This is a genomic window from Psychrobacillus sp. FSL H8-0483 (assembly GCF_038637725.1).
GTDB lineage: Bacteria > Bacillota > Bacilli > Bacillales_A > Planococcaceae > Psychrobacillus.
In genome coordinates this window covers 3307492-3333162 of sequence record NZ_CP152052.1, presented here as the reverse complement: position 1 = coordinate 3333162, position 25671 = coordinate 3307492, and the positions used below count along the sequence as shown (strand labels likewise).

Here is a 25671-nt window from a genome sequence, read left to right as displayed (position 1 = left end):
AACTAACGCAGCAGGTTAGTTGAAAAAGAGATATGAAATTCCATTCTTTTTACGTCGCATTTGACACAAACTGTGCAGTGATGAGTTTTCACTTTAAAAATAGCCCCTTCTTAATTAGCTATTAAGAAGAGACTATGGCTTATTAAACTTATTCGTATTTATTCAATGAGATGATCTAAAATTAATCCGTTATGATTTAATTTCCCTTTGATAAAAATCGTATAATCGGTTAATAGAAGAACTGGACAGGATATGACTTGCTCGTTCAATTTTCTCACGTTCCCAATCGAACCAACGCATTTCCTTCAACTTTTCGATTTCTTTGTCTGTAAATCGTTTCTTTATCTCTTTAGCAGGGTTGCCACCTACTATCGTATATGGTGGGACATCTTTTGCAACAACCGATCCAGCCGCAACAATGGCACCTTCACCTATTGTCACACCGGGCATAATCATTGCATTCATGCCAATCCAGGCATCATTTTCGATGATTGTATCCCCTTTTGGTTCGTAAGAAGTTTCAATTTGCTCCACAAACGGATAGACGGTAATCCATTCAGAATGATGATTGTGATTTCCACCCATTAAAATAATTACACCACTTGCAATGCATACGTAATTTCCTATAATCAACTTATCTAAATGCCAATCATGGTCTTCGATGGGGTTAAATAACTTTCTTGATTTTTCATCTCCCCATAAGTATCTAACGCACCCATCTTCAAAATCATGATTATCGTAATAACCAGAGTAGTAGGAGTATTCCCCTACTTCAATCATTGGGTTGGTGACAATATCTTTTAAATACTTAATTTCAGACCAGTGGTTAAATTGACGTTGTTTCATTTTTTTCCCTCGCTTCTAAGTAGTATAAATCATTTTTTTACTTAGAAGCTTAATGCCGTAGCAACATTCTTAAACCGTTTCAAACGACGAACCATCGTCCTCATCCTTTTCCCTATTTGATTAGGAGATTGTAACAAATGAATCATCTGTTCGTCAAACCTTACTGCACAGTTCGACAAAAATGTGCAGTAGAAGAAAGGTGCTTATTAAACTAACGCAGCAGGTTAGTTGAAGAAGAAATATAATTGAATCAAATCTACATTCATTACTGCAGATATGCGATAATTGCGGCTAATAATAAGCCAATTAAAAAAGTTTATACATGATGAGTTAAATTACATAAAAAAAGAACAGGTATTATACCCGTTCTTTTTCGTGTCCAAACCGTTATACAACCGGTTCGTCTGTTCCCCATTGTTTTTTCTCTTGCTCGACGTCTAATGCTCCACCTTTTTTCCTCATGCTTCGTTTCATAATGACAAACCAAAGCTGGGCAGAGATATAGATGGATGAATACGTACCTGCCAATAAACCTAAGAACAATGCAAATGAGAAGTTTCGAATTGCCTCTGCACCAAATAGAAGCAAGGCAACAACAACAAATGCAATATTCAACACAATGTTTACTGATCGAGCAAGCGTTTGACGAAGTGATTTATTTACAATTTCCGCTAACTCATTTTCATTATCAATTTTCTTCACTCGATTTAAGTTCTCACGTATACGGTCAAACGTTACGATTTTATCGTTTATCGAGTACCCGACAATCGTTAGAACAGCAGCAATAAAGGTTAAGTCGACTTCAAAACGAGTAAAACTGAAAATTGCTACCATGAGAATAATATCGTGTAGAACACCAAGGATTGAAGCAACCCCCATTCGCCATTCAAAACGAATTGCTACATAGATAATAATTCCAATTGCTGCGTATATTAATGCATAAATTGCATTTCTTACAAGTTCTTTACCAACTGTATTTGAAACTGCACTAACATTTGGCTCAGTTCCAAACTCAGCTTTTATTTCTTTTTTCAATTTCAAAATTTCATCTTGAGAAAACTCATCTACATAACGAACTGCTGCGATATTGTTCGTATCACCAGAAAGTACAATATCGTCAGATTGATAGCCTAAGTCTTCCATATAACTTAAGACTCGTTCTTCAGTTAGTGGCTCGTTTGTCAATACCTCAACTCGTGTACCACTTGCAAAGTCAATGCCTAAGTTTAATTTAAAAATACTTAGTACAATTACTCCAATTAAGATAAACACAATTGAGATGGTGAAATATCGTTTACGTGAGTGAACGAAGTCGAATCGATCAAAATTTGTTGTTAGATCAAGTGAACTGACATTTTCTTCAATCGAATGAACTTTTGATTTTCTAACGCCGAACCAACCAATTTTGTTATCGAAATATCCACTTTGAACAAGTAAACCAAGTAAAATTCGAGATCCCCAAACAGCAGTAATGAAGCTGACTAAAATACTGATAATTAAAATCGTTGCAAATCCTTTTACAGAACTTGTCCCGAAGAAGAACAATACAACTGCTGCAATTAGTGAAGTTACATTCGCATCAAGAATGGCAGACCATGACGACTTTGTCCCTTCTGCGAATGCTTGTTTAACCGTTTTACCAATTCGAATTTCCTCTCGAATTCTTTCAGCAGTTAAGATATTCGCATCAACTGCCATTGCAATCCCTAAGACGAGACCAGCAATACCAGGCAACGTAAGGACTCCGTTAATCCAATCAAATACTAATAAATTTAAATATACATAAACAACTAACGTAATATTTGCTACAATCCCTGGTAAACGATAGTAGAACATTAAGAATAGGAGAATAAGTACTGCCCCAATAATCCCTGCATATACCGTCGATGATAATGCATGTTCACCGAATTGTGCCCCTACGGATGACGAATAAACTTCAGTAAGTTTAACAGGTAAAGCACCAGCATTTAAAATACCCGCTAAGTTCTTTGTTTCTTCAACTGTGAAGGAACCCGAAATTTGAACTTCTGAAGTATTCAAAACACTACTTACTTGAGGTGCAGATACAAATTTAGGATTTTCTTTCGCTATTTCTTCTTTGAAAGAATCAACACCTTCCTCAAAGTCCAACCAAATTACAAGGACGTTATTTGGAGCTTTAGCGAGAATATCTTGTGTTACTTGTTCAAATTTATTTGCATCCTTTAATTGTAATGACACAATAGGAGCTCCATTTTGATCGAAAGTATCAGTTGCACCACCCTCTTTCAAGTCGTTCCCATCAAGCATTAAGTTATCATCGGCGTCACGGAAAGTTAAATTTGCTTCTGTTGATAATAATTCACGTGCAGAGGCTTGATCTTCAACACCGGCCAATTGAACTCGAATTCGATTTCCTTCTTCTACTTGAATAACCGGCTCATTAACACCTAATACGTCAATACGATTTAAAAGTGCATTTGAGGTGTCCGCTACATCTTGTTCGGTTATTTTTTGACCATCTTTCAGCGGTTCAACTTGATATAAAACTTCAAAACCACCTTGTAAGTCTAAACCTAATTTAATATCGTTTAAGATTCCTTTTGTCGTCGTGCTCATCGAAGCACCTAATACTACGATAACAAGAAAAAATGCGACTATACGCCATCTTGTCTTCATATGTAATTCTTCCTCCTCACGTTAAGAAAAGCGCAAATATAAAACAATTTAAGCACAGCTTAAGGTCGTCGCATTTATTTGCTAACCTCTCTTCGTACAGTTACATAAAACAACTATTGTTATCGCAAAACTATACAAAAACTATTAATAAATGCTTTCTTATGTTTGAACCTGAAACGAAGAAAGCATGTCCAACTTATGTTATAAAAGTAAAAATACAACATGTTTATTATGAAACACATTGAAAAGAGTGTCAATTACTCTCGAGGGAATAAAATATACTAACGGGGGAGTAAAATGGTGTAATATTAGAGGATGATGAATGGAGTAGAGAATTTTAATAAGTAGATGAATGAGATTATTCAACTACCATGAAAATTAGTTTCTTCAAGAAAAGAAAAATGACAATACTTAAGAAGACCCCTACTTAATCGTTAAAAAAAGAGGAGAGCATAAATAAGTCTATGGATTACGGTAGACTGGATTAAGGTCAGTATCAGTAATGACACTTCCTAAACATTTTCATTCTTTGTGGTGCAGCACTGATTTTGTGCTGCATGGATGGCTAACGGGTACTTTAGTTAAACAAGACCATGTCGATGGTCTATTTTTACGTCCAAAACACCAAGAAGATTTCGGCGATACAATGTGAAAAGTTACACTTAAACTAACGAAGCAGTTTAGTTGAAGAGTGTTGTTTAACTGTTGTTCAGCAATCGGGCCAGATTGTGGAGGAAGAGTTCAAGAGATTTATTGGTAAATCATATCTCGACAGCCACTGGCTATTTATAGTTAGTTCTACCCTTTGTTTTACCACTATTTTCGATACGGTTCACTCCAATTAATTTTTATATCTTCTAATGAATTTGGCGAGAAGCGAAAACTTTCTTGCCAAGTTCTTTTTTTATTTCTCAACTAAAGAAATATACGTTAAAGAGAAAGAAATAACCTAATTTTATAATTTTTTGTTAACCTTTTTATTATTGAAACGTTTTAAAGGTGGGAGGTTTGAAATGAATGGTTCCATGATGGGGAAAAAGCTAAATGAGATACTAAAATTTGTTAATGCGTATTTAATAAAAATGGGTGCTTCAAAGGAAGATGCAGAAGATATTATTCAAGATACTGCGTATAAGTTTTTACAATACATAGACTCAGTCCAATTTGATAATATCCAAAGTTGGCTTTTTAGAGTAGCGGTAAATCAATATTATGATTTGTCCCGTAAGAAATCTAGACGAAGAGATATATTATTGAAATTCAACTTACAAGAAATATTTGAGGAAGAAACACCTGAAAAAGCCCTCATGCAAAGTGAATTAGAAAGGGATATTCATGTAATCTTAACTAAATTAAAACCAAAATACAGGCAGTTGCTTCTTCTGAAATATAGTACAGGACTAAAAATAAATGAGATAGCAGTACTGTATAGCATGAAAGAAGGGTCTGTTAAAACTATTCTCCATAGGGCAAGAAAAGAATTTATAGAACAATATAGGAGGTATGAAAATGAACAAGGAAAATGATTTTTTTCCTAAGGATTTTGAATTTGAGAAATTAGTAAAAAAGGCAAGGAAACGTTCAATTATAAAAATGGTGCTCATTTCATTAGGTATTAGTCTCATAGTTTTATTTGGGCTATATTTTATTGGCGATACAGTAATGAAAACAAAAATGGAGAAAGAAACAGATTCGGATTCAACTTGGAATAAAATTATGGGGGCTAACATTGAAAATCGAGGTACCGAATATAATTATTCATTAACTTCGGCAACTGCGAAAACGACGTTTGTAAAAGTTGTTGGAGGTGTACCGATTCCTTGGGGAGAACAGGAAAAAGTTTTTAATATGTTAGGTTCGTCTCACCCTATTTCAAATGATGGTCCTTCTGGCTTTGGCTATTCAGATGATGAGCGTATTCCTTTATATTATGAAGGTGAAAGAGTCGTTGAATTTTTCCATCCACAAGTAAACTATAAGCAAATCTTTGATGATCGCGTGTTACTAAATGAAATTCATGAAAATACAGTTGTCGAAATGGCGTTCTCGTTTGATGATGGATATTCTATCGAGGAAGTAAATAAAGTATTTAAAGAACAATTATCTTGGTATTGGGTTGATACGTATAGTGAAAATGATATTGAAAGTGATAATCAGCATAACGCAGATGAAAATTTCCGAGACGATCCAATCTACGGTTTTGAAGCATTTGGCTTTTCTTATAATCGAAGTGCGGAGGATTATTCTGCCACTAACTTTATCTCAATCTTAAAGCAGATGAAGGAGGAGGGTGGTAATTATCAAGGCGATGCAGAGAAAATTATTAATAACATAACTAATCAGGGCAAAATAAAACTAGAACCGCAGAACCTTAAAATTATTGGTGTAGTGGTTACGGGAAAACCAAGTGATTTAATAAAGTTTAGTGATGAATCTATGATTCGCGGTGCTACATTAGGAGCAACAACAGACCTATATTAAACTGTTTGGAGAAAAGAACTAATAAATATGTTAGGAGGTAGGGGTATAATGACAAAAGATAAATTAAAAGGGTTAGTTGCTTTATCTTCTTTAATAACTGCAACTGGTTTTATATTACTATTTTTCAGTATTAATTTTGGAACGTCATTTGCTGGAAAATGGATAGCCAAACAAGGTGGGGCAGACCAACCAACATACCTAATTGTAATTGAAGGTTATACAAACAATTTCTTGGCTACTGGAAGTATCCTTTTTGGGATTGGTCTCGCCACTATTCTTTTTTCTTGTTACAAGATACTTGAAATTAACGAATAGAAGTAATAAATATTGTTTTTCTTATTGAACTACCATGAAAATTAGTTTCTTCAAGAAAAGAAAAATGACAATACTTAAAAAGACCCCTCGTTAAAAAAAGAGGAGAGCAAAATAAGTCTATGGATTACGGTAGACTGGATTAAGGTCAGTATCAGTATGACACTTCCTAAACAATTTCATTCTCTGTGGTGCAGCACTGATTTTGTGCTGCATGGATGGCTAACGAGTACTTTAGTTGAATATTCGCTTTTTGTAATAAACAATCTTTATTACAAAAAGCCCCTTTTTGATCACTCTTTGTTCAAAATAAGGGCTATAATTTTCAATTAGAATCAGCATTTGTAGCTGTATATTAATCAATCTTTATTACAAACCAACAACCGAAAAAAGAGTCGGGGGAAATGACTTCAGTCACTTCCCTCGACTCTAATTATTCTACGTTAAAAATGTGTCAAAACCATCCCTAAAACGAGTGAAAACAAGGTGCTCCTAGAACTTCTCTTAGGATGATATCACTCTTTAAAGGGAGAGATTAGCAATTTCTCACGCTTCTATCTTTTATCCTCCACGACAATTTTTTCACCCGTGATTGGATGAATAAATTGAACCTTGAATGCATGCAACTCATATGTTCTAGTTGGTGTTTTCTTCGCTCCATATAAGTCATCTCCCACAATTGGGTGGCCTAAATGAGCAAAGTGCACACGAATTTGATGCGTACGTCCAGTTTCTAAAATTGCGTGTATCTTTGTAAATTGGTCATGTTTGCCGACTACTTCATAATGCGTAATAGCAAGTTGACCGGACGGAGAAACGCGTTTTCTCGTCGGATGATGGCGATCATTTCCAATGGCTGCTCGAATGGTGCCATGCTGGTTTTTCACTTGACCTTCGACAATTACTTCATACGTGCGAACAATTGCTTTATTTTCAAGCATACGATCTAGCATACCTTTGACGATTGGATTTTTTGCAATGACTACTAAGCCTTTTGTACCTTCATCAATTCGGTGTACATGTTCTCCGTAATTTTGCCCCTTGTTCTTTAAATAGTTCATCACAGTATTCATAAATGTATGATTTTGGCCAGTGTCATTCGGGTGTGTTGCAACACCTCGAGGCTTGGAAGCAATCAATAAGTACTCATCTTCATAGGCAACATATAAAGGAATTTGATCCGAAGTAAGATAATTGGATGATTCGCCTTCCCATTTAAAAACTAATACTTCCCCTTTTTGGTGGGGTAATTTCCATTGTAATAATTCTCCGTTTGTGTCTGTTACTGCTTTTTGCATGCGTAAATCGTGGATAAGCTTTTTACCAAGCTTCCATTTTTGTTGTAGAATTGCATCAATCGTTAGTCCATCTTCTGGGACTGTGTAAGTTAATGTATGTTGCATCTTTCATTCTCCTTCAAAAAAGGCCATGTCTATTCGACACGACCTCTCTGATTATTTCAAAACAACTTGATCAAAAAATGCTTGAATTTGCTCATTAGGTACAGCACCTGTTACTCTTGAAACTTCTTTTCCGCCCTCAAAATGAACCAATGTTGGAGTAGCTTCTATTTGATATTCATTCCATCCTTGTTCATATTCCAGTACATTATATTTTACAATATCTACCTTGTTTTCATTTGCAAGTGGAGTTAATCTCGGTGTCATTTCTTTACAGTGTACACATTCTGGACTAAAGAAATATGCAGTAACTGGTTCACCACTACTAATCTTAGTTTTTAAATCATCTGGTAGGATAATGTTTTGATAGTTCGGATCATCAATTAAGTCAATAGTAGATTGTTTTAAATTGTCTGTGTCGTATGGGTTATCTGCTAATACGTTTTTATTTTTTTGGCTATTTAGTACAAAAATTAATACGAAGACGGCAATAATAATTCCACCAAATATGGCTAATTTCTTCATGTTATTTTTCCTCCTTAATACTTTTTAAAATGATTACACTGCTAATGGCAATTAGTAAAAATGCTGTAAGGGCTAAAAATGGAATCGTTATAAAGCCTAAAACATTTATGTACTCACCTGTACAAGGAACTCTTCCACAAGTCGGTGCAGCCTCTTGCATAAAATCCAACTTTTGAATGCTATAATGATAGGTAGAAATGCAAAGACCAATTATAGAAAAAGTAAGGGTAGTAACTGCTATTTTCGCATTTTTTTGTACATATGCCACACCTAATATTAACACAAGTGGGTACATAAGAATCCGTTGATACCAGCATAATTCACAAGGCTCGTACTGTCGAACTTCTGAAAAATATAAGGATCCTAGAGTTGCGGTAAAGGCTACTGACCACATAAATAACATAATATTTTCAACTTTTTTTGTCATAGTCTACTCCTTTTAAATACTTTGAACTCAAGTCAAATTATAAGTGTTCTTTATAGGCATGTAAAACATTTTAACTGCGGACAAAAGAGATATATAATGAAGGTAAGTGAAAAGAAGAGGAGCGGTTAACATGTCAGAAGAATTCAATTCATCTCAGTTTGAAAAAAAAATGATTATAAGACAAACTTCTTTTTCAGATATAGCACCTATATTAGAAATTCAGCGTCTTTGTTTTCCAGGTATGGATCCTTGGGAAGTTGCACATTTGCGCAGCCATTTAACTATATTTCCTGAAGGACAATTGGTAGCAGAGTTAGACGGAAAGGTAATTGGATCTTGTTCCAGTCTTGTGATTAACTTCGATGAATACGACGATCGACATTCATGGTCTGATGTGACAGATTCGGGTTATATTACAAATCATAATCCAGACGGGTACAACTTATACGGCATCGAAGTAATGGTTCACCCTGATTATAGAAGAATGAAAGTCGGGCAACGTTTGTATGAAGGAAGAAAGGACATTGCAAGGCAGTTCAATTTGAAATCCATTATTATCGGTGGGCGAATTCCAAACTATCATAAGCATACGGAAGAAATGTCACCAAGAGAATACGTGACGGCTGTTTCTCGACATAAAATATATGACCCTGTGTTAACCTTCCAACTGATGAATGGGTTCACATTAATGCGTATTAATCCGAACTATTTACCAGATGATATGGCTTCTGCTAAATATGCAACGTTAATGGAGTGGAATAATGTAGACTATATTCCACTATCAAAACGGCATTTTAAAACAAGCTATCCTGTACGAATTTGCGCAGTTCAATATATGATGCGCAAAATTAACTCGTTTGAAGAGTTTGCACACCAATGTGAATACTTTGTAGATGTAGCTTCAGACGCACAATCAGATTTCGTTGTTTTTCCAGAAATTTTTACGACTCAGCTCATGTCTTTCTTAGAAGAACGCTCACCAAGTCAAGCTGTTCGCAAATTAACCGAATACACTCCACAGTATATGGAATTATTTGCAGATTTAGCGGTTCGATATAATATCAATATTATTGCTGGTTCCCACTTTGTGGAAGAAGAGAATGAAGAAATTTATAATATAGCATACTTATTCCACCGTGATGGAGCAATTGATAAGCAATATAAAATTCATATTACACCGAATGAACGTAAATGGTGGGGTATTAGTGCAGGGGATACGGTCCAAGTATTTGATACTGACTGTGGTAAAATTGCGATTCAAATTTGCTACGATATCGAATTTCCAGAACTTGCGCGAATAGCGACAGATATGGGAGCGAACATAATTTTCTCTCCATTTTGTACAGAGGATCGACAAGGTTACTTACGAGTTAGATACTGCGCACAAGCTCGTGCCATTGAAAATCAGATTTACACCGTCATTTCCGGTACAGTAGGAAATCTACCACAGACGGAAAATATGGATATTCAATATGCTCAGTCAGCTATTTTTGCACCTTCTGATTTTGAATTCGCACGGGATGGAATTGTAGGAGAAACAGAACCGAATGTAGAAATGGTCTTAATAGGAGACGTTGATTTAGAAATCTTAAGACGTCAACGACAAGATGGAACGGTTAAGCATCTAAAAGATCGTCGCCATGATGTATACAGTATTGAGTATAAAAAAGAATGAATGGGAGAATCGCTAAATGTCGTATAAACAATTATTCGAACAATGGGATAGTTCTTCTGAATTGGAAAGTGTTTGGAAAGAAGATCTGCAGCTATTAGCGAAAGATGAAAAACGAACAGAGGATGCATTTTACCGAGATTTAGAATTTGGTACTGGTGGTATGCGCGGAGAGATTGGAGCAGGAACGAATCGTATGAATACATATACGGTTCGTAAAGCTACATCGGGATTAGCTTCCTACATAAAATCTGCCGGCGTGGATGCGATGAGTCGGGGAGTAGTAATTGCTTATGATAGTCGTAGGTATTCTCCTCAATTCGCACAAGAAGCAGCAAATACATTAGCTTCTAACGGCATTAAGGCTTATGTGTATAGTGAACCGAGAACGACACCTCAGCTTTCCTATTCGGTACGTGAGCTACATGCATTTATGGGGATTGTTATTACGGCAAGTCATAATCCTCCTGAATACAATGGTTATAAAGTATACGGAGAAGATGGAGCACAGCTTAACCTTGAAGATGCCGATTCTGTTATTCAGCATGTACAGAATGCGGGAGATGCTCTTCAAATAAAACAAACGGCTATAGACGAGAATTTAATCATTCGTTTAGAGGAAGAAATGGATCAAGCTTATATAGCAGCATTGAAAACTGTGCAGGAAAATCCTGATTTAGCTTTAACTACTGATTTAAAAGTAGTATTTACTCCTCTTCACGGAGCATCCGGTAAAACAGCAAAACGAATTTTAGGTGAAGTGGGCTATAAGCATATTTTTTATGTAGCTGAACAAATGGAACCAAATGGCGAGTTTCCTACCTTAAAATCACCAAACCCTGAGGAACAAAGTGCTTTTGAGTATGCGATTCAATATGGAGAAAAACAGAATTCCGATATTCTAGTTGCAGTGGATCCAGACGGCGATCGTGTAGGAGTAGCAGTAAAAACGGACAAGGGCTATCAGCTTTTAACTGGCAATCAAACCGGTGCAATTCTAATTGAATATTTATTGGCTCAACGAAAAGAAAAGGGCAATATGCCTGCAAATGGGCGAGTCTTTAAAACAATTGTAACATCTGATTTTGGACGAGTTATTGCAGAGTATTATGGTGCAAGTTCAGAAAATGTATTAACTGGCTTTAAATTTATCGGGGAAAAGATTAAGCAATATGAAGAAACCCAAGAATTCCAATTTTTGTTTGGCTATGAAGAAAGCTACGGTTATTTAGTAAAAAGCTTTGCGCGCGACAAAGACGCTGTCCAAAGTGTGCTAGCTATCGTGGAAGCTGCTGCGTACTATAAAGAACGTGACATGACATTAGTGGACGCCTTACGTACCCTATATGACAGACATGGCTACTATTTAGAAGGACTAGTATCTGTAACGAAAAAAGGAGTAAGTGGTGCGAAGGCGATTAACAACTTACTAGAACGAGTTCGTGCCAATCAGTTAACAGAGGTTGCAGGAATACCTGTTCAATCACAAGAGGATTACTTAACTTCTTTACGAACATATACGGATGGTAGAGATGCAGAACAAATTTTATTGCCACAATCAAATGTTTTAAAATATTTTCTCGCAGATGGTTCATGGGTTTGTGTGAGACCAAGTGGAACGGAGCCGAAGATTAAATATTATTTTGGGGTAACAAGTGGCTCAGAAGCAGAAAGTATGGAAAAGCTAGAATCGTTGAAAGAAGCCTTCACTGCTAAAATGAATAAGTACTTAGAAGAATAATAGATTAAAAACGAGAGGAGCGGTATAAGCTTTTCTCGTTTTTTTTCGGTCAAAAGTATGATGTCTTGTTTTTACAGTCTCATAGCATTAAATGATAAAATGTTATACAAAAGGATGATTATACATGGAGGAGTTTACATGCAGTCAAACGAACTCTCGAATATAGAACTATTAAAAGAAATAGCCGAATTTTTAAATGAAGAGACGGAAATGGAGCAGATGCTGCAAGGTGCACTTCGCAAGTTATTAGAAGGCACTATTTTCGAAACAGGCTGGATATTTTTTATTAATGAAAAAGGTAAGCAAGAACTTATCACACATGAAAATTTGCCTAATGCACTACAGCAAAATGATTGCCGACACTTGCAAAAAGGTGGATGCTGGTGTGTTTCAAGATTTCGAAATGGTGATTTAAAAAAAGCATCGAACATCATTGAATGTAAACGAATTGAAAATACCCAAAAGATGAAAAATGAAAACAATGAAGGCATTACCCATCACGCTACGGTTCCATTACAGTCTGGGCAGGAACGTTTTGGTCTTTTAAATGTAGCTACTCCTAATACGATTCGTTTTTCAGAAGGAGAACTTGCATTGTTAGAGTCCGTTGCATTCCAAATCGGATCTGCGATCAAGCGCATTCTTTTGACAAATCAGGAGCGGGAGGTTGCACTTGTACAAGAAAGAAATCGTCTTGCTCGGGACTTGCATGATTCTGTTAATCAGCTGTTATTCTCAGTTACTTTAACGGCAAGAGGTGGTATTGAAATGACGGAGCAGCAGGAAGTCAAAACTACCTTTAAAGAAATACAATATTTAACGCAGGAAGCTTTGACTGAAATGCGCGCACTTATATGGCAGCTTCGACCAAAAGGGTTGGAAGCGGGTATAATTGAAGGCTTGAAGGGCTATGGCGAGATATTAGGACTAACATTAACGTTTAAAGTAAAGGGCGTTATAAACCTACCAGCTAATATGGAAGAGACCTTATTTCGTATTGCTCAGGAAGCATTAAATAATATTCGAAAGCACTCAGGTGTATTAAATGCAGAGTTGTATTTAACAGTGACCCCGACAGACGTTCTCTTAGTTGTAAAAGATGAGGGTTGTGGATTTCATATGAATGAATTAAAAATTCTTCCGTCTATAGGCTTGCAGAGCATGAGAGATCGAGCAAATTCAATGGGAGGAACCATTGACTGGGTAACAGAATGGAATAAAGGGACGGAAATACTAGTACGTTTACCTTATTAGAAAGGGGGATATATATGATTCGAGTATTAATTGCAGATGATCATCATGTAGTGAGAAGAGGGCTAAGATTCTTTTTAATGACACAAAAGGATATGGACATCGTGGGTGAAGCAACGAATGGAAAAGAAGCTATAGAAATGACAGAGAGTTTAAAGCCAGACGTTGTCCTCATGGATCTTGTTATGCCTGAAATGGATGGTATACAAGCAACGAAGCGAATTAAAACAAAATATCCACAAATTCAAATTTTAATGCTAACAAGCTTCTCTGATAGAGACCATGTCATACCAGCTTTAAGGGCAGGTGCAGCAGGGTATCAATTAAAAGATATTGAACCGGATGATTTAGCAGATTCTATTCGAAAGCTAATGAGAGGAGAAAATACGTTACATCCTGAAGCTACAACTCAGTTAGCTAAAGAAAATGAACCAATGGAATTAAGTCCACATGAAGAACATCCGTTAACACCTAGAGAGCAGGATGTATTGTCAGAACTAACAAAAGGGAAAAGTAATCGTGAAATAGCTTCCTCTTTGTTCGTAACAGAAAAAACAGTGAAAACACATATATCTAACATTTTTACAAAGCTCCACGTCCAGGATCGAACACAAGCTGCACTTTATGCAGTCAAACATGGATTGACGGAGTCTAGTGGACAATAAAAAACATGGGGAGTCTCTATACTAGAGATTCCCCATGTTTCCATGTGCTTATATTCTATTTATTGTACTTCTACTGTATCTTCTAGTTCAGTGTCAACAGGAGCAGATTTAATGATTTCTAAGTATTGAATGTGATGACCATCAATCTCTTTTACCATGAAATCAAAGCCTTGTTCCACTAATTTTTCGCCTTTTACAGCATCATAGCTCTTTGTCATAAACCAACCACCGATTGTATCAATATCTTCTTCATCGATATCGATTCCTAGTAGGTCATTTACATTTCCAATTAACATTTTTGCATCCACAATATAATGATTTTCCGCGACTTTTTGAACTTCTGGAAGCTCATCTGTGTCGAACTCATCACGAATATCACCGACGATTTCTTCGATAATATCTTCAATTGTTACAAGACCAGAAGTACCGCCGTATTCGTCCATTAAGATGGCCATATGAATACGTTCACGTTGGATTTTAAGTAATAAATCAGCAATAGGCATATTTTCAATTACTCGAATAATAGACTGCATATAGTCAATAACACGAGTAGATGCATTGGCAGGATCCTTAATATAAGCTGTTAATAGGTTTTTCATGTTAACAAGGCCTATAATGTGGTCTTTGTCACCATCTGTTACAGGATATCTTGTATATTGTTCTACTCCTATTAACTCAAATACCTCACTAAGTGTGAGATCTTTGTCAATCGAAATAATTTCAGTTCGAGGAACCATGATCTCTTTTGCAATGCGATCGTCAAATTCGAAAATTTTATTTACATATTTGTATTCTGCTTGATTTATTTCTCCGCCTTTATAGCTTTCAGAAAGAATCATCCGAAGTTCTTCTTCCGAGTGGGCTACTTCAGATTCGGAAACAGACTTCAATCCAAACACACGAACTGCTAGAAAGCGTGCAGATCCATTCATCCCTTTAATAACTGGATACATAAGCTTATCAAAAATGATGAGCGGTTTTGCAACTGCTAATGTGATAGCCTCTGCTTGTTGAATTGCAAATGTTTTTGGTGTTAATTCTCCTACCACTACATGGATATAAGTTACAAGAGAAAATGCAATGATAAACGAAAGTATAGAGGAAACACTCTCAGGAAGCTCAAAATACTCGAATGCTGGATGTAACAGTGCTTCTACTGTCGGCTCACCAAGCCACCCTAATCCTAAAGCAGTGATGGTAATACCTAGCTGACAGGCAGAAAGATATTCATCCAAATTGGAAACGAGTTTTTTGGCATTTAATGCCTTTTTGTTTCCTTCAGCTATCAGCTGATCAATTCTTGTCGTTCTTACTTTTACAATTGCAAATTCACTAGCAACAAAAAATGCAGTGAGTGCGATTAAGACAGCAAATGCTGTCAACCGTATGGCTATGTCCAAATAATTACTTTGTCCCTAACCCAAATGGGGGGTAGAACAAAGTGTACACCTCCTGTTTTCTAAAAAATAGTTTATAGGTTTAATAATAAAATATAAAAAAAGAAATTACAAATCTTTCTTCTTACACTGAATATAATGACATTGCTGCTGTTCATAAAAGGTTTGAAAATTAACATAAACTTATCAATCAAAGGGCTAATTTTATATCATAATAATAGAAAGATGATTGGGGTGAGCGTAATTGGCAAACAAATATTTGGAGATTTTAAAAGCAGCTACAAAGCTTGGGTTTACCTCATTTGGAGGTCCCGCAGCGCATATTGGTTACTTTCGTGAAGAGTATGTCCAAAAAAGAAAATGGTTAGATGATAAATTATACGCGGACATAGTAGCCTTATGTCAGTTTTTACCTGGTCCTGCTTCCTCTCAAGTAGGTATATCCATTGGTTTACTAAGGGGAGGGATATTAGGTGGTATTATTTCTTGGTTCGGATTTACAATGCCATCTGTCATCATACTAATGCTATTTGCAATGTTTGTTACATCAACTGGTTCATATGACAGTGGATGGATACAAGGATTAAAAATAGTTGCAGTAGCAGTAGTTGCTCAGGCGCTGCTAGGAATGCAAAAGTCACTTGCGCCAGACCGTATGAGAATTTCAATTGCTATAGTTTGTGCAGGACTCACTCTACTTATTCCTACAGCTATTGGACAAATTAGTATTATAGTTGTAGCTGGGCTTTTTGGATATTTTTATTTTAAAAAAGAACTGGTTGATCCTGTTCCTAAGATGTCACTTACTTTTGGGAAAAAGACGGGAATTATAAGTTGGATTTTATTTTTTACTTTATTGATTTTATTGCCTATTTTTAAACCTTTTATGCAATCCGTTTATTATGCCATATTTGATACATATTATCGTGTTGGTTCGATCGTTTTTGGTGGGGGACATGTTGTTTTACCAATGCTACAACGCGAAGTGGATATTTCGTCGGATGTATTTATTGCAGGATACGGAGCAGCTCAAGCAGTACCAGGCCCACTTTTTACACTAGCTGGGTTTTTAGGCCAAGTTACTGCGGGCACGACAGGAGCATTTGTTGCAGTTATAGCAATGTTTTTACCCTCTTTTTTACTTGTAATGGGAACATTACCTTTTTGGTCAGTTATACGATCGAAAAAAGGAATCCAAGCAGCTTTAAAAGGAGTGAATGCCGCGGTAGTAGGAATACTTCTTGCTGCATTATATGATCCAGTATTTACAAGTGCTGTGAACAGTTCAACAGATTTTGTCATTGTTCTTATAACTTTTACGTTACTTGTCGTGTATAAATGGGCACCTTTTAAAGTAGTATTAGTAAGTGCACTCCTTGGAGCAATTATGCATATTATTTAATTAGTCGCTTTTTTCGAAAAGTATTGACAATGGAAAATTCTATGTGCTAATGTTAAGGGACACTAAATAAATTGGAAATGGAGGTATGAGAAATGATTCGTTTAAAAGATATGACAAACAATTTAATAATTTCTTCATACCTCCATCAGACGTAAAATGATTTATTAATAGACATTTAAGGAACGACTTTGTCTATTTTAAAGCACATTGCCGGAATATGGGTAATGTGCTTTTTTGCGTCTTTATATTTCCATTTTTTGGTTATAAAATGATGAGGAGGAGTGTTGAATATGATTATTCAACGAACAAGACAAATTTTATTAAAGGAATCTCTAGAAGGTGGATAGCTTTCCTAAACATAGAGAAAAGAAATGAGGGATAAGAATGTTTTCTGTTTTATTTAAATTGAAATGGTTTTTTAAAGATCATTGGAAGCGATATACAGTCGCTGTTAGTTTGCTAATTATCGCCAGCGCATTTGAAGTTTTAGCTCCATGGTTAGTCGGTGAAGCAATTGACACGATTACGTTGGGTAAGATGACAACGGAATCGTTATTGCAATATGTATTATATTTTGTTGGAATAATCATTGTGGGATATGGACTTAACTTTGTTTGGCAATACCAATTATTTGGTGGCTCTATTTCGATCGAGCGCATTTTACGTTCGAAGCTAAATCGTAAATTTTTGAGCATGACACCAACTTTTTATGAGAAAAATCGTACGGGCGATTTGATGGCTCGTGCAACGAACGATTTAAATGCTGTAGCTACAACAGCTGGTTTTGGAATTATGACGTTGATTGATTCTACGATGTATATGGCTGCACTAATTCTTGCAATGGGTTTCATCATTTCATGGAAGCTCACCATTTTTGCAATTTTACCAATACCGATTTTAGCATTAATCATGCAATATTTAGGAAAAATCATACACGAAAAATATATGGTCGCACAAGACGCATTTGGTGATTTAAATGATCGAGTATTAGAATCAGTTGCTGGTGTTCGTGTTATTCGTGCTTATGTGCAAGAACGAGCAGACGAGCAAAATTTTGCGGATATGAGTGAAGAAGTGTATCAAAAAAATATGGTTGTAGAACGAATTGATGCATTATTTGGCCCAATCACTAAAGTAGGAACTGGTATCAGCTATGTTGTTGCATTAGGTTATGGTGCTTATCTTGTATCACAAAATGAGATGACTGTTGGGAACCTAATTACATTTAATGTTTACTTAGGGATGGCAATTTGGCCGATGTTTGCAATCGGTGAATTAATCAATGTCATGCAGCGTGGGAATGCTTCTCTTGATCGTGTGCAGGAAACATTGGATTATGAAGCAGACGTGAAAGATCCTGCTGCTCCAGTTCAATTAAAAGAAGTAGATTCCATCGGATTTGACGATGTAGGATTCCAATATCCATTATCGCAAGTAAAAAATCTTCAAAATATCCGTGTGAACCTAGAGAAAGGGCAAACACTTGGAATCGTTGGGAAAACCGGTTCGGGAAAAACAACCTTTATGAAGCAATTATTAAAGGAATATCCGATTGGGGCTGGCCAACTAACAATTGGAGATACAGCCATTTCAGAGCAAACGAAAGATCAGGTTTTAGAATGGATTGGATATGTTCCTCAAGACCATGTGTTATTTTCCCGAACGATTCGTCAAAACATTCTTTTTGGTAAAGAGGATGCGACAGAAGATGAGCTAGAAGAAGCAATTCGATTAGCTCATTTCCAACGAGACTTGATGAACTTACCGATGGGATTAGAAACACTTGTAGGAGAAAAAGGAGTATCCCTATCCGGTGGGCAAAAACAAAGGGTATCAATTGCTCGAGCACTTATTAAAAATCCGGAGATTTTACTATTAGATGATTCGCTTTCTGCAGTAGATGCAAAAACAGAGGCGAAGATTATTGAAAATATACAAAATGAACGCAGTGGGAAGACAACAATTATTACGACGCATCGATTGTCAGGAATTCAACATGCAGACCATATTATCGTTTTAGATGAAGGACTGATTGTCGAAGAAGGTACACATGATGAACTTCTAGGGCAAAATGGTTGGTATAAAGAACAATACGATCGTCAACAGCTTGAGGGGGTGTCGTCATGAGTACAGGAAAACGACTCTACCATTATGCGTTATTTTATAAGAAACCAATTATGCTTGGTTTAATCTTTTTGACTATTGCAGTGTTTAGCGATTTGTCAGGTCCATTTATTGCAAAGAAAATTATCGATGAGCACATTATGGAAGGGGCTATTGACCTTCAGCCCATATTAATGCTATTAGCGGTGTTCTTCAGTCTGTCTATTGTAACTGCAGTATTTAGATATTTTATGTTTATTAATCTACAGATTGGTGCAAATCGAGTTGTGCAAAAGCTAAGAAACGATGTTTTTCAACACATCCAAACGTTGCCAATACAGTATTTTGATAACTTGCCAGCTGGTAAAGTAGTAGCGCGTGTAACAAATGATACAGAAGCAATTCGTAATTTATACGTGCAAGTGCTATCTCAGTTTGCTACAAGTATAATTTCAATTGCTGGAGTTTACGTGGCATTATTTATTTTAGATGTAAAAATGGCTGCAATTGCACTATTTGTTCTCCCAATTGTGTATGTTTGGATGATTGCATATCGAAAATATGCTTCCAAATATAATCATATTGTTCGTACAAAGATTGCAGATATGAACGCGATGTTGAATGAATCCATTCAAGGGATGTCCATTATTCAAGCATTTAAACGAGAAAAACAAATGGACCATGAATTTGAAGAGATGAATGAAGAACATTACCGATATCAGAAAAAATTACTTACACTAGATTCAGCTACTTCTTTTAACTTAGTAAGTGTGTTGCGTTCGATTATGTTTGTGTTATTCATTTGGGTTTTTGGAAGCCAATCAATGGAAGCAAATACAATCGTTTCGGCCGGTCTGCTATATGCATTCGTGGATTACACAACAAGATTATTTAATCCAATTACAGGAATCGTAAATCAATTCTCTCAGTTAGAGCGATCACTTGTGGCTGGAAATCGTGTATTCCGATTACTGGATGAATCTGGGGAGAAGGTGGAAGACCAACGAATGGATCGTTACGAAGGAAATGTGGAGTTTCAAAATGTTTCCTTTGCTTATAAAGAAAAGGATTATGTATTGAAAAACTTAAACTTTGTTGCGAATAAAGGAGAAACGGTAGCACTTGTCGGGCATACAGGATCCGGTAAAAGTTCGATTATGAACTTATTGTTCCGTTTCTATGATCCTTCCAAAGGAAAGATTTTGATAGATGGAACTGACATTACGACGTTACCAAGACAAACAATTCGAGATCATATGGGGATTGTTTTACAAGATCCTTATTTGTTCTCGGGAACGATTGAGTCAAACGTAAGTTTAAGCGATCCACGGATATCCCGTGAAAAAGTAGAAGCTGCTTTAGAAGCGGTTGGTGGAGAGCGCGTGTTAAAAAATCTTGAAAAAGGATTGGATGAACCTGTCATTGAGAAGGGGAGTACATTATCCTCAGGACAAAGACAGCTAGTTTCTTTTGCAAGGGCACTTGCATTTGACCCGGCCATTCTTATTTTAGATGAAGCGACATCAAACATTGATACAGAAACAGAAGAAATTATTCAGCATGCAATGGATGTATTGAAAAAAGGAAGAACTACGTTTATCATTGCACATCGACTTTCTACTATTAAGAATGCAGACCGTATTTTAGTATTAGATCGTGGAGAAATTGTGGAAAGTGGAACTCATGACGAGTTACTACAGCTACAAGGACGCTATGAACAAATGTACAAATTACAAGCAGGAGTATCTCAGCATGTGTAAAACATGCGGGGATATTCCCTTTTTATTTTATATATCTGAGGGGGACTGCTCCAATATTGCACGAATGAGTTTCAAACTTGGGGATAACGTTTCTTAAATTACGGTCTAAATAGTCAAAACTGTATTGAGTTTTTCTGACGGGAATCGTATATTTAGAGTATCGAAATAAAGAACGGAAGAGGTCTCGTATGATTCATTGGCTCCAGGATTGGAAAAAGAAAATAGCTTCATTTAATAGAAACATTCGCATGTTTATGCTTGCGAATATACTCATTCAAATTGGAATGGGTGTTTTTATGGTGATGTACAATTTGTATATAAAGGAGTTAGGATTACCAGAAGCGGTAAACGGAAAAGTGATATCCATGACTTCACTTGCTTCGGCAATTATGCTTATTCCAGCGGGTTTTTTAAGCGATCGATTTGGACGTAAGGGCATCATCATCATTGGTACAGTAATATCGGCTGGGACTCTTTTTTATAGAAGTATAGCTGAAGGGGAACAGTCCCTTATTTACGCTGCTTTTTTCACAGGTCTATTTATGGCACTTGTTCAAGTGTCAGGTGTCCCTTTTTTAGCGGAAAATTCTAATGCAAGCGAGCGTATGCATTTGTTCAGCATTCACTTTTCACTCATTATGATTGCAAGTGTCGTTGGAAGCTTGGGGGGAGGAGTGTTAGCAGATGCACTCCATGTGTATGCATCTCTACCGACTGTAGATGCGATTAAATATGTATTAATTTTAGGAGCGGTCATTTTTACAGCAGCTTTAATTCCTTTATTTCAATTAAAGCCAGTTGTAAAAAGAGTAGAAAAAGAATCTAAAGTAAATCCATTAGAAAAAGAATTACCGAATGCTTTTACACGTAATGTAAAGATTATTGTATTATTTGGATTTGCGAATTTGCTAATTGGAACGGGATCTGGACTTGTCATTCCCTACTTAAATTTATATTTTTCGAATCGATTTGATGCTTCCAACACGTACATTGGGTTAATTTTATCACTTGGATCTGCAATGACTGCAATTGCCATGTTATTGGGGCCAGCTCTTGTGAAAAGGGTTGGTCAAGTGAGAGCACTTGTTATTTTCCAACTTCTTTCCATTCCATTCTTATTTATTACAGGATATACGAATTCACTTGTCATTGCATCAATCGCCTTTTTAATGCGACAGGCTTTGATGAATGCAGGAAATCCGATTCAAAGTGCCATAGCTATGGATCTTGTACATGATAAATATAAGGGACTTTCCAATTCAGTAAACCAAATGGTGTTTAATATAGGATGGGCAAGTACTGGAACTATTTCGACAGGGCTCGTTATGACGTTTGGATTTTATTGGGGGTATGCATATGCATTTACGATTACAGGGATATTATATATAATTGCCTCTACTTATTTTTATATTTTATTTGGTCGAAAGAAAATAGGAAGGATCTAGTAAAAAACCTTCCTTTCTATACTAATAATAATATGGTATAAAAGGGAGGTAATCAGTAGATTTTTATTAGGAGGGTTTAGGATGTTAGAAAATTTGTTTAATAGACTAGAAGAAATTTATCCAGAGTTAGTTGAATTGCGAAGAGATTTTCATATGTATCCAGAACTCTCACATGAAGAAGTAGAGACACCGAAAAAAGTTGCAGCTTATCTAACAAGTTTAGGATTAGAAGTGAAAACGCAGGTTGGTGGAAGAGGCGTACTAGGTTATCTAAAAGGTGGGAAACCCGGAAAAACGGTTGCTCTTCGTGCTGATTTTGATGCGCTTCCAATTCAAGATGAGAAAGAAGTAGAGTATAAATCTCGAATTCCAGGTGTAATGCATGCTTGCGGACATGATATTCACACTGCGGCACTCTTAGGGGTTGCCAAAGTATTGAGTGAAGTAAGAGAGGAAGTACCTGGTACGATTGTATTCTTACATCAATTTGCTGAAGAAACTTCTCCTGGTGGCGCTGAATTCATGATTAAAGATGGTTGCTTAGATGGAGTAGATGTAATTTATGGTGCACATGTCATGTCACAACAACCTTACAGTACAGTTAGTGTAGTAGAAGGTTATGCATCCTCTGCACAAGATGATTTTTATATTACGATTCATGGGAGAGGTGGCCATGGGGCATCTCCTCATGAAACAGTTGATGCACTTGTAACGGGAAGTCAAGTAGTACTCAATTTACAACAAATTGTAAGTAGAAGAGTTAATCCATTGAAAGCAGCTGCAGTGACTGTAGGGGCATTTACAAGTGGAAGTACTACGAATATTATTCCTGATTCCGCTTCGATTAAAGGAACTGTTCGAACGTATGATGAGGGAGTTCGAAAACTGATTCAAGAATCAATGGAAAAAATAGTGAAAAGCACTTGTGAAGCGGCGGACGCTACATACGAATTGAAATACGTTAATGATTGCCCTTCTATATACAATGATCCAACTGAAACAAAACGTGTAGAAAGAGTAGCGAAATCGATTGTTGGCGATGAAAATGTCATCGAGAGTGATCCAATGATGGGTAGTGAGGATTTTGCATACTATCAAAAAGTGATTCCAGGTACATTTTTTATTATAGGTGGAAGAAATGAAGAACTAAATGCAACTTATCCACATCATCATCCTAAATTTGATGTGGATGAGCGCTCGATGAAAGAAATAGGAAAAGTGTTTATCGGAACTGTCTTTGACTACTTAGAAAATGAATAATTAATGAATAAATAAAGCTGCATGTGTTTAGAATTCTAAACTACATGCAGCTTTTGATTTTCTTATAACTGATTTAATTTCATAAATAGTACTTTGTCATAAAATGCGAACATTTATCACCTTGTTGATGGAAGCGCCAGGCGGCGACTCCAGCGGGATGAGTGAGACAGATAAGACATCACAAACGACGTGTAACGGCGGTGATGGCTTATCGCTCACCCCGCGGAAAGCGTCCGCCTATAGCGGAAATCAACTATACTTTATTCCGTGTAAAATATATATTTCTTTAGCTTCCTTATCTACAAATTTTGTGAGTATCAGTCATACACGTGAAACAGCATTAGCTCATGTATCATTTTTTTGACGCTTTCTTCATCAGCAGGTGTGTCGCCAATCCACTTAATCGTGCCTTCTGATTCGTATTCTGCTGTATATCTGTGTTGTTTGTAGAAGAAGGAGACGGACCATCCAGGTAATTGTTTATTTTCATATAAGGATTTGAAGCTAAAGTGCTGTAGCAAAGAAATCAACCTTTCATGTGAGAGATTTTATTCGCATACACTAGTATAAATGACTAGTAAAGGAGCATCTATTTGTTTACTGAAAAATTAAAACAAGCAATACAAAATGAATATGCCGATTATCATTATTATGTAGATATGTATAACTTAACAGACGATCCATACTGGAAAGGCTTCATAGAGCATGTGTATGAAGATGAAAAAAGCCATTATGAAATGTTTCAACAACTCTATTATATGCTGACAGGGACATTTGTTCAAAACTTGGAAAAACGACCTCCTTGTGTAGACTTGAAAACATGCGCGAAAGATGCGGTGAGAGATGAGCTAGAGGGTGCTGAAATGTACAAAGAAATGTTGCTTCAAATTCCAGTTCAGCAAGCATATGCTCCACTTTTTGTTGCTATGCATGACGAAACGGAGCATGCTATTCGGTTTTCAATGATGTATAACGCGTTGTAAAAAATGTAACATCATTCAACGCCAAACCATGCTGTCACAAAAGTAACGCCCTCCTCGGTCGACTCCAGATTTTGTAAGAAATTCATCAAGCTCAATGCTAAAATCTAGACCTAAATACTTCAAGGCGAATTTGATGTGCTTGTCTATCCTCTGCTATAATAAGCTAGAAGCTAGAGGAAAAAGGTGAAATAGATGGGTTTTTTATGGACAATCACATTCATGGCAGTTGTTGGAGCGGCAATTGGAGCAGTTACAAATCACTTAGCTATTAAAATGCTTTTCAGACCACATGAAGCAAAATATATAGGGTCATGGCGAGTTCCTTTCACACCGGGTTTAATTCCCAAAAGACGCGATGAGCTTGCAATACAATTAGGAAATACGGTTATTAAGCACTTATTGACGCCTGATATATTTAAAAAGAAGTATTTCAACGAGGAAATGAGAGTAAAAGCAAATACCCTAATCGTTCAGCAGTTAAATGACAATATCCTTCAATCGGATAAGACGATTAGGGATTGGTTGAAACTTGGCGGACTTGAAAATGTTGCCTCCATTGCAAATGAAAAAATAAATGAGCAAATAGATGTGCAATTTAATCTAATAAAAGCAAAATTTGAAAATGAAACGATTCGTCAGCTTGCTCCTATAGAATGGCAGAAAAAAGCAGATAGTAAAGTGGGGGAAATTGTTTCGTATATACTTCTCAAAGGAGAAGACTTCTTCCAATCAGAAGAAGGGAAAATGGCGGTTAAAAACCTCATTGATGATTTTCTTTCTACTAAAGGAACGCTTGGGAGTATGATTCAAATGTTTATGGGAGAATCTTCTTCGTTAGCAGGAAAGGTTCAACCAGAAATATTGAAGTTTTTAAAAGCCCCAGGAACAAAGAACATGCTGGAAAAAATTGTTCAGAACGAGTGGGAAAAATTAAAGGATCAACCAATTATTAAAATGATGGAAGGCTTTGATTTTGATCCGGTTATTGCCAATGTGAAGGGTTACCTGACCAATCAGTTGGCTCTAGAAGAAAGATTGAATCATAACCTTATTCACTACTTCCCGGGTGCAACTGAATGGACGCAAACTCAGCTGGTACCAAAAGTTACTGCGTTTGCATTTAAAGAAGCAGAAACAAAGCTGGAAGAAGTATTGCGTAAAATGAGATTAGAAGATATGGTAAAAGAACAAGTTGATTCTTTCCCAGTAGCACGCCTGGAAGATATCGTACTTGGTATTTCCAAACGTGAATTTAAAATGATTACCGTTCTAGGTGGCGTTCTTGGAGGTCTGATAGGAATTATCCAAGGACTAATCGTATTTTTCACTACTTAAATTAAAGG

General features: G+C 36.3%; 21 protein-coding genes. 14 read left to right on the top strand and 7 right to left on the bottom strand.

The genetic code is table 11. The features are described 5' to 3' along the window. Window positions 1–189: 189 nt before the first annotated feature. Entirely contained in the window at window positions 190–846 is a 657-nt protein-coding gene (locus tag MHB48_RS16165) for a CatB-related O-acetyltransferase (RefSeq protein ID WP_342598956.1), read from the bottom strand. A gap of 387 nt (window positions 847–1233) precedes the next feature. Beyond that, entirely contained in the window at window positions 1234–3504 is a 2271-nt protein-coding gene (secDF, locus tag MHB48_RS16160; protein WP_342598955.1) for a protein translocase subunit SecDF, read from the bottom strand. A 1013-nt stretch (window positions 3505–4517) separates the two neighbouring features. Here secDF and MHB48_RS16155 point away from each other — a divergent pair. From MHB48_RS16155 to MHB48_RS16145, 3 genes are read left to right on the top strand one after another with little or no spacing between them, the layout of a single operon-like run. Next, on the top strand, window positions 4518–5030 hold the full coding sequence (locus tag MHB48_RS16155; protein ID WP_342598954.1) for a sigma-70 family RNA polymerase sigma factor: 513 nt from the start codon (window positions 4518–4520) through the stop codon (window positions 5028–5030). Continuing rightward, entirely contained in the window at window positions 5014–5985 is a 972-nt protein-coding gene (locus tag MHB48_RS16150) for an anti sigma factor C-terminal domain-containing protein (RefSeq protein WP_342598953.1), read from the top strand. Before MHB48_RS16155 ends, MHB48_RS16150 begins: the two co-directional genes overlap by 17 nt. Before the next feature lie 48 nt (window positions 5986–6033). Then, on the top strand, window positions 6034–6300 hold the full coding sequence (locus tag MHB48_RS16145; RefSeq protein ID WP_342598952.1) for a hypothetical protein: 267 nt from the start codon (window positions 6034–6036) through the stop codon (window positions 6298–6300). A 551-nt stretch (window positions 6301–6851) separates the two neighbouring features. Here MHB48_RS16145 and MHB48_RS16140 read toward each other — a convergent pair. From MHB48_RS16140 to MHB48_RS16130, 3 genes are read right to left on the bottom strand one after another with little or no spacing between them, the layout of a single operon-like run. Further along, on the bottom strand, window positions 6852–7700 hold the full coding sequence (locus MHB48_RS16140; RefSeq protein WP_342598951.1) for an RluA family pseudouridine synthase: 849 nt from the start codon (window positions 7698–7700) through the stop codon (window positions 6852–6854). A 51-nt stretch (window positions 7701–7751) separates the two neighbouring features. After that, a complete protein-coding gene (locus tag MHB48_RS16135; RefSeq protein WP_342598950.1) occupies window positions 7752–8222 on the bottom strand; it encodes a thioredoxin family protein in 471 nt (156 codons plus the stop codon). A 1-nt stretch (window position 8223) separates the two neighbouring features. Further along, window positions 8224–8649, bottom strand: coding sequence for a disulfide oxidoreductase (locus MHB48_RS16130; RefSeq protein ID WP_340923158.1), 426 nt, complete (start codon window positions 8647–8649; stop codon window positions 8224–8226). Window positions 8650–8779: 130 nt separating this feature from the next. Between MHB48_RS16130 and MHB48_RS16125 the strand changes: the two genes are divergently transcribed. The 4 genes from MHB48_RS16125 (at window position 8780) to MHB48_RS16110 (ending at window position 13978) form a co-directional block, all read left to right on the top strand. Further along, window positions 8780–10324, top strand: coding sequence for a GNAT family N-acetyltransferase (locus MHB48_RS16125; protein WP_342598949.1), 1545 nt, complete (start codon window positions 8780–8782; stop codon window positions 10322–10324). Between the two features lie 16 nt (window positions 10325–10340). Next, window positions 10341–12062, top strand: coding sequence for a phospho-sugar mutase (locus tag MHB48_RS16120; RefSeq protein ID WP_342598948.1), 1722 nt, complete (start codon window positions 10341–10343; stop codon window positions 12060–12062). Between the two features lie 138 nt (window positions 12063–12200). Then, complete coding sequence (locus tag MHB48_RS16115; RefSeq protein ID WP_342598947.1) at window positions 12201–13316, top strand: GAF domain-containing sensor histidine kinase; 1116 nt, start codon at window positions 12201–12203, stop codon at window positions 13314–13316. 14 nt (window positions 13317–13330) lie between these two features. After that, window positions 13331–13978 carry a response regulator transcription factor gene (locus MHB48_RS16110; protein ID WP_342598946.1) on the top strand — a complete coding sequence of 216 codons (648 nt, stop codon included), beginning with the start codon at window positions 13331–13333 and terminating at the stop codon, window positions 13976–13978. A gap of 59 nt (window positions 13979–14037) precedes the next feature. On the opposite strand, the gene MHB48_RS16105 is transcribed toward MHB48_RS16110, so the two are convergent. Beyond that, on the bottom strand, window positions 14038–15378 hold the full coding sequence (locus MHB48_RS16105; protein ID WP_342598945.1) for a hemolysin family protein: 1341 nt from the start codon (window positions 15376–15378) through the stop codon (window positions 14038–14040). Between the two features lie 241 nt (window positions 15379–15619). On the opposite strand from MHB48_RS16105, the gene chrA reads away from it, so the two are divergent. The 5 genes from chrA (at window position 15620) to MHB48_RS16080 (ending at window position 23345) form a co-directional block, all read left to right on the top strand. Then, the gene (gene chrA / locus MHB48_RS16100) at window positions 15620–16777 is read left to right on the top strand and encodes a chromate efflux transporter (RefSeq protein ID WP_342598944.1); all 1158 of its coding nucleotides are present in this window, start codon (window positions 15620–15622) and stop codon (window positions 16775–16777) included. A 384-nt stretch (window positions 16778–17161) separates the two neighbouring features. After that, the gene (locus MHB48_RS16095; protein ID WP_342598943.1) at window positions 17162–18904 is read left to right on the top strand and encodes an ABC transporter ATP-binding protein; all 1743 of its coding nucleotides are present in this window, start codon (window positions 17162–17164) and stop codon (window positions 18902–18904) included. Beyond that, window positions 18901–20640, top strand: coding sequence for an ABC transporter ATP-binding protein (locus MHB48_RS16090; protein ID WP_342598942.1), 1740 nt, complete (start codon window positions 18901–18903; stop codon window positions 20638–20640). Before MHB48_RS16095 ends, MHB48_RS16090 begins: the two co-directional genes overlap by 4 nt. Window positions 20641–20828: 188 nt before the next feature. Further along, window positions 20829–22085 carry an MFS transporter gene (locus tag MHB48_RS16085; RefSeq protein WP_342598941.1) on the top strand — a complete coding sequence of 419 codons (1257 nt, stop codon included), beginning with the start codon at window positions 20829–20831 and terminating at the stop codon, window positions 22083–22085. 81 nt (window positions 22086–22166) lie between these two features. After that, complete coding sequence (locus tag MHB48_RS16080; RefSeq protein WP_342598940.1) at window positions 22167–23345, top strand: M20 family metallopeptidase; 1179 nt, start codon at window positions 22167–22169, stop codon at window positions 23343–23345. A 317-nt stretch (window positions 23346–23662) separates the two neighbouring features. Here the strand turns inward: MHB48_RS16080 and MHB48_RS16075 are convergent, their stop codons facing one another. Beyond that, the gene (locus tag MHB48_RS16075; protein WP_342598939.1) at window positions 23663–23866 is read right to left on the bottom strand and encodes a YheE family protein; all 204 of its coding nucleotides are present in this window, start codon (window positions 23864–23866) and stop codon (window positions 23663–23665) included. Between the two features lie 72 nt (window positions 23867–23938). On the opposite strand from MHB48_RS16075, the gene MHB48_RS16070 reads away from it, so the two are divergent. Further along, window positions 23939–24328, top strand: coding sequence for a ferritin-like domain-containing protein (locus MHB48_RS16070; protein ID WP_342598938.1), 390 nt, complete (start codon window positions 23939–23941; stop codon window positions 24326–24328). A 192-nt stretch (window positions 24329–24520) separates the two neighbouring features. Beyond that, window positions 24521–25663, top strand: a complete 1143-nt coding sequence (locus MHB48_RS16065; protein ID WP_342598937.1) for a DUF445 family protein — start codon at window positions 24521–24523, stop codon at window positions 25661–25663. The last annotated feature ends 8 nt before the right edge of the window (window positions 25664–25671 follow it).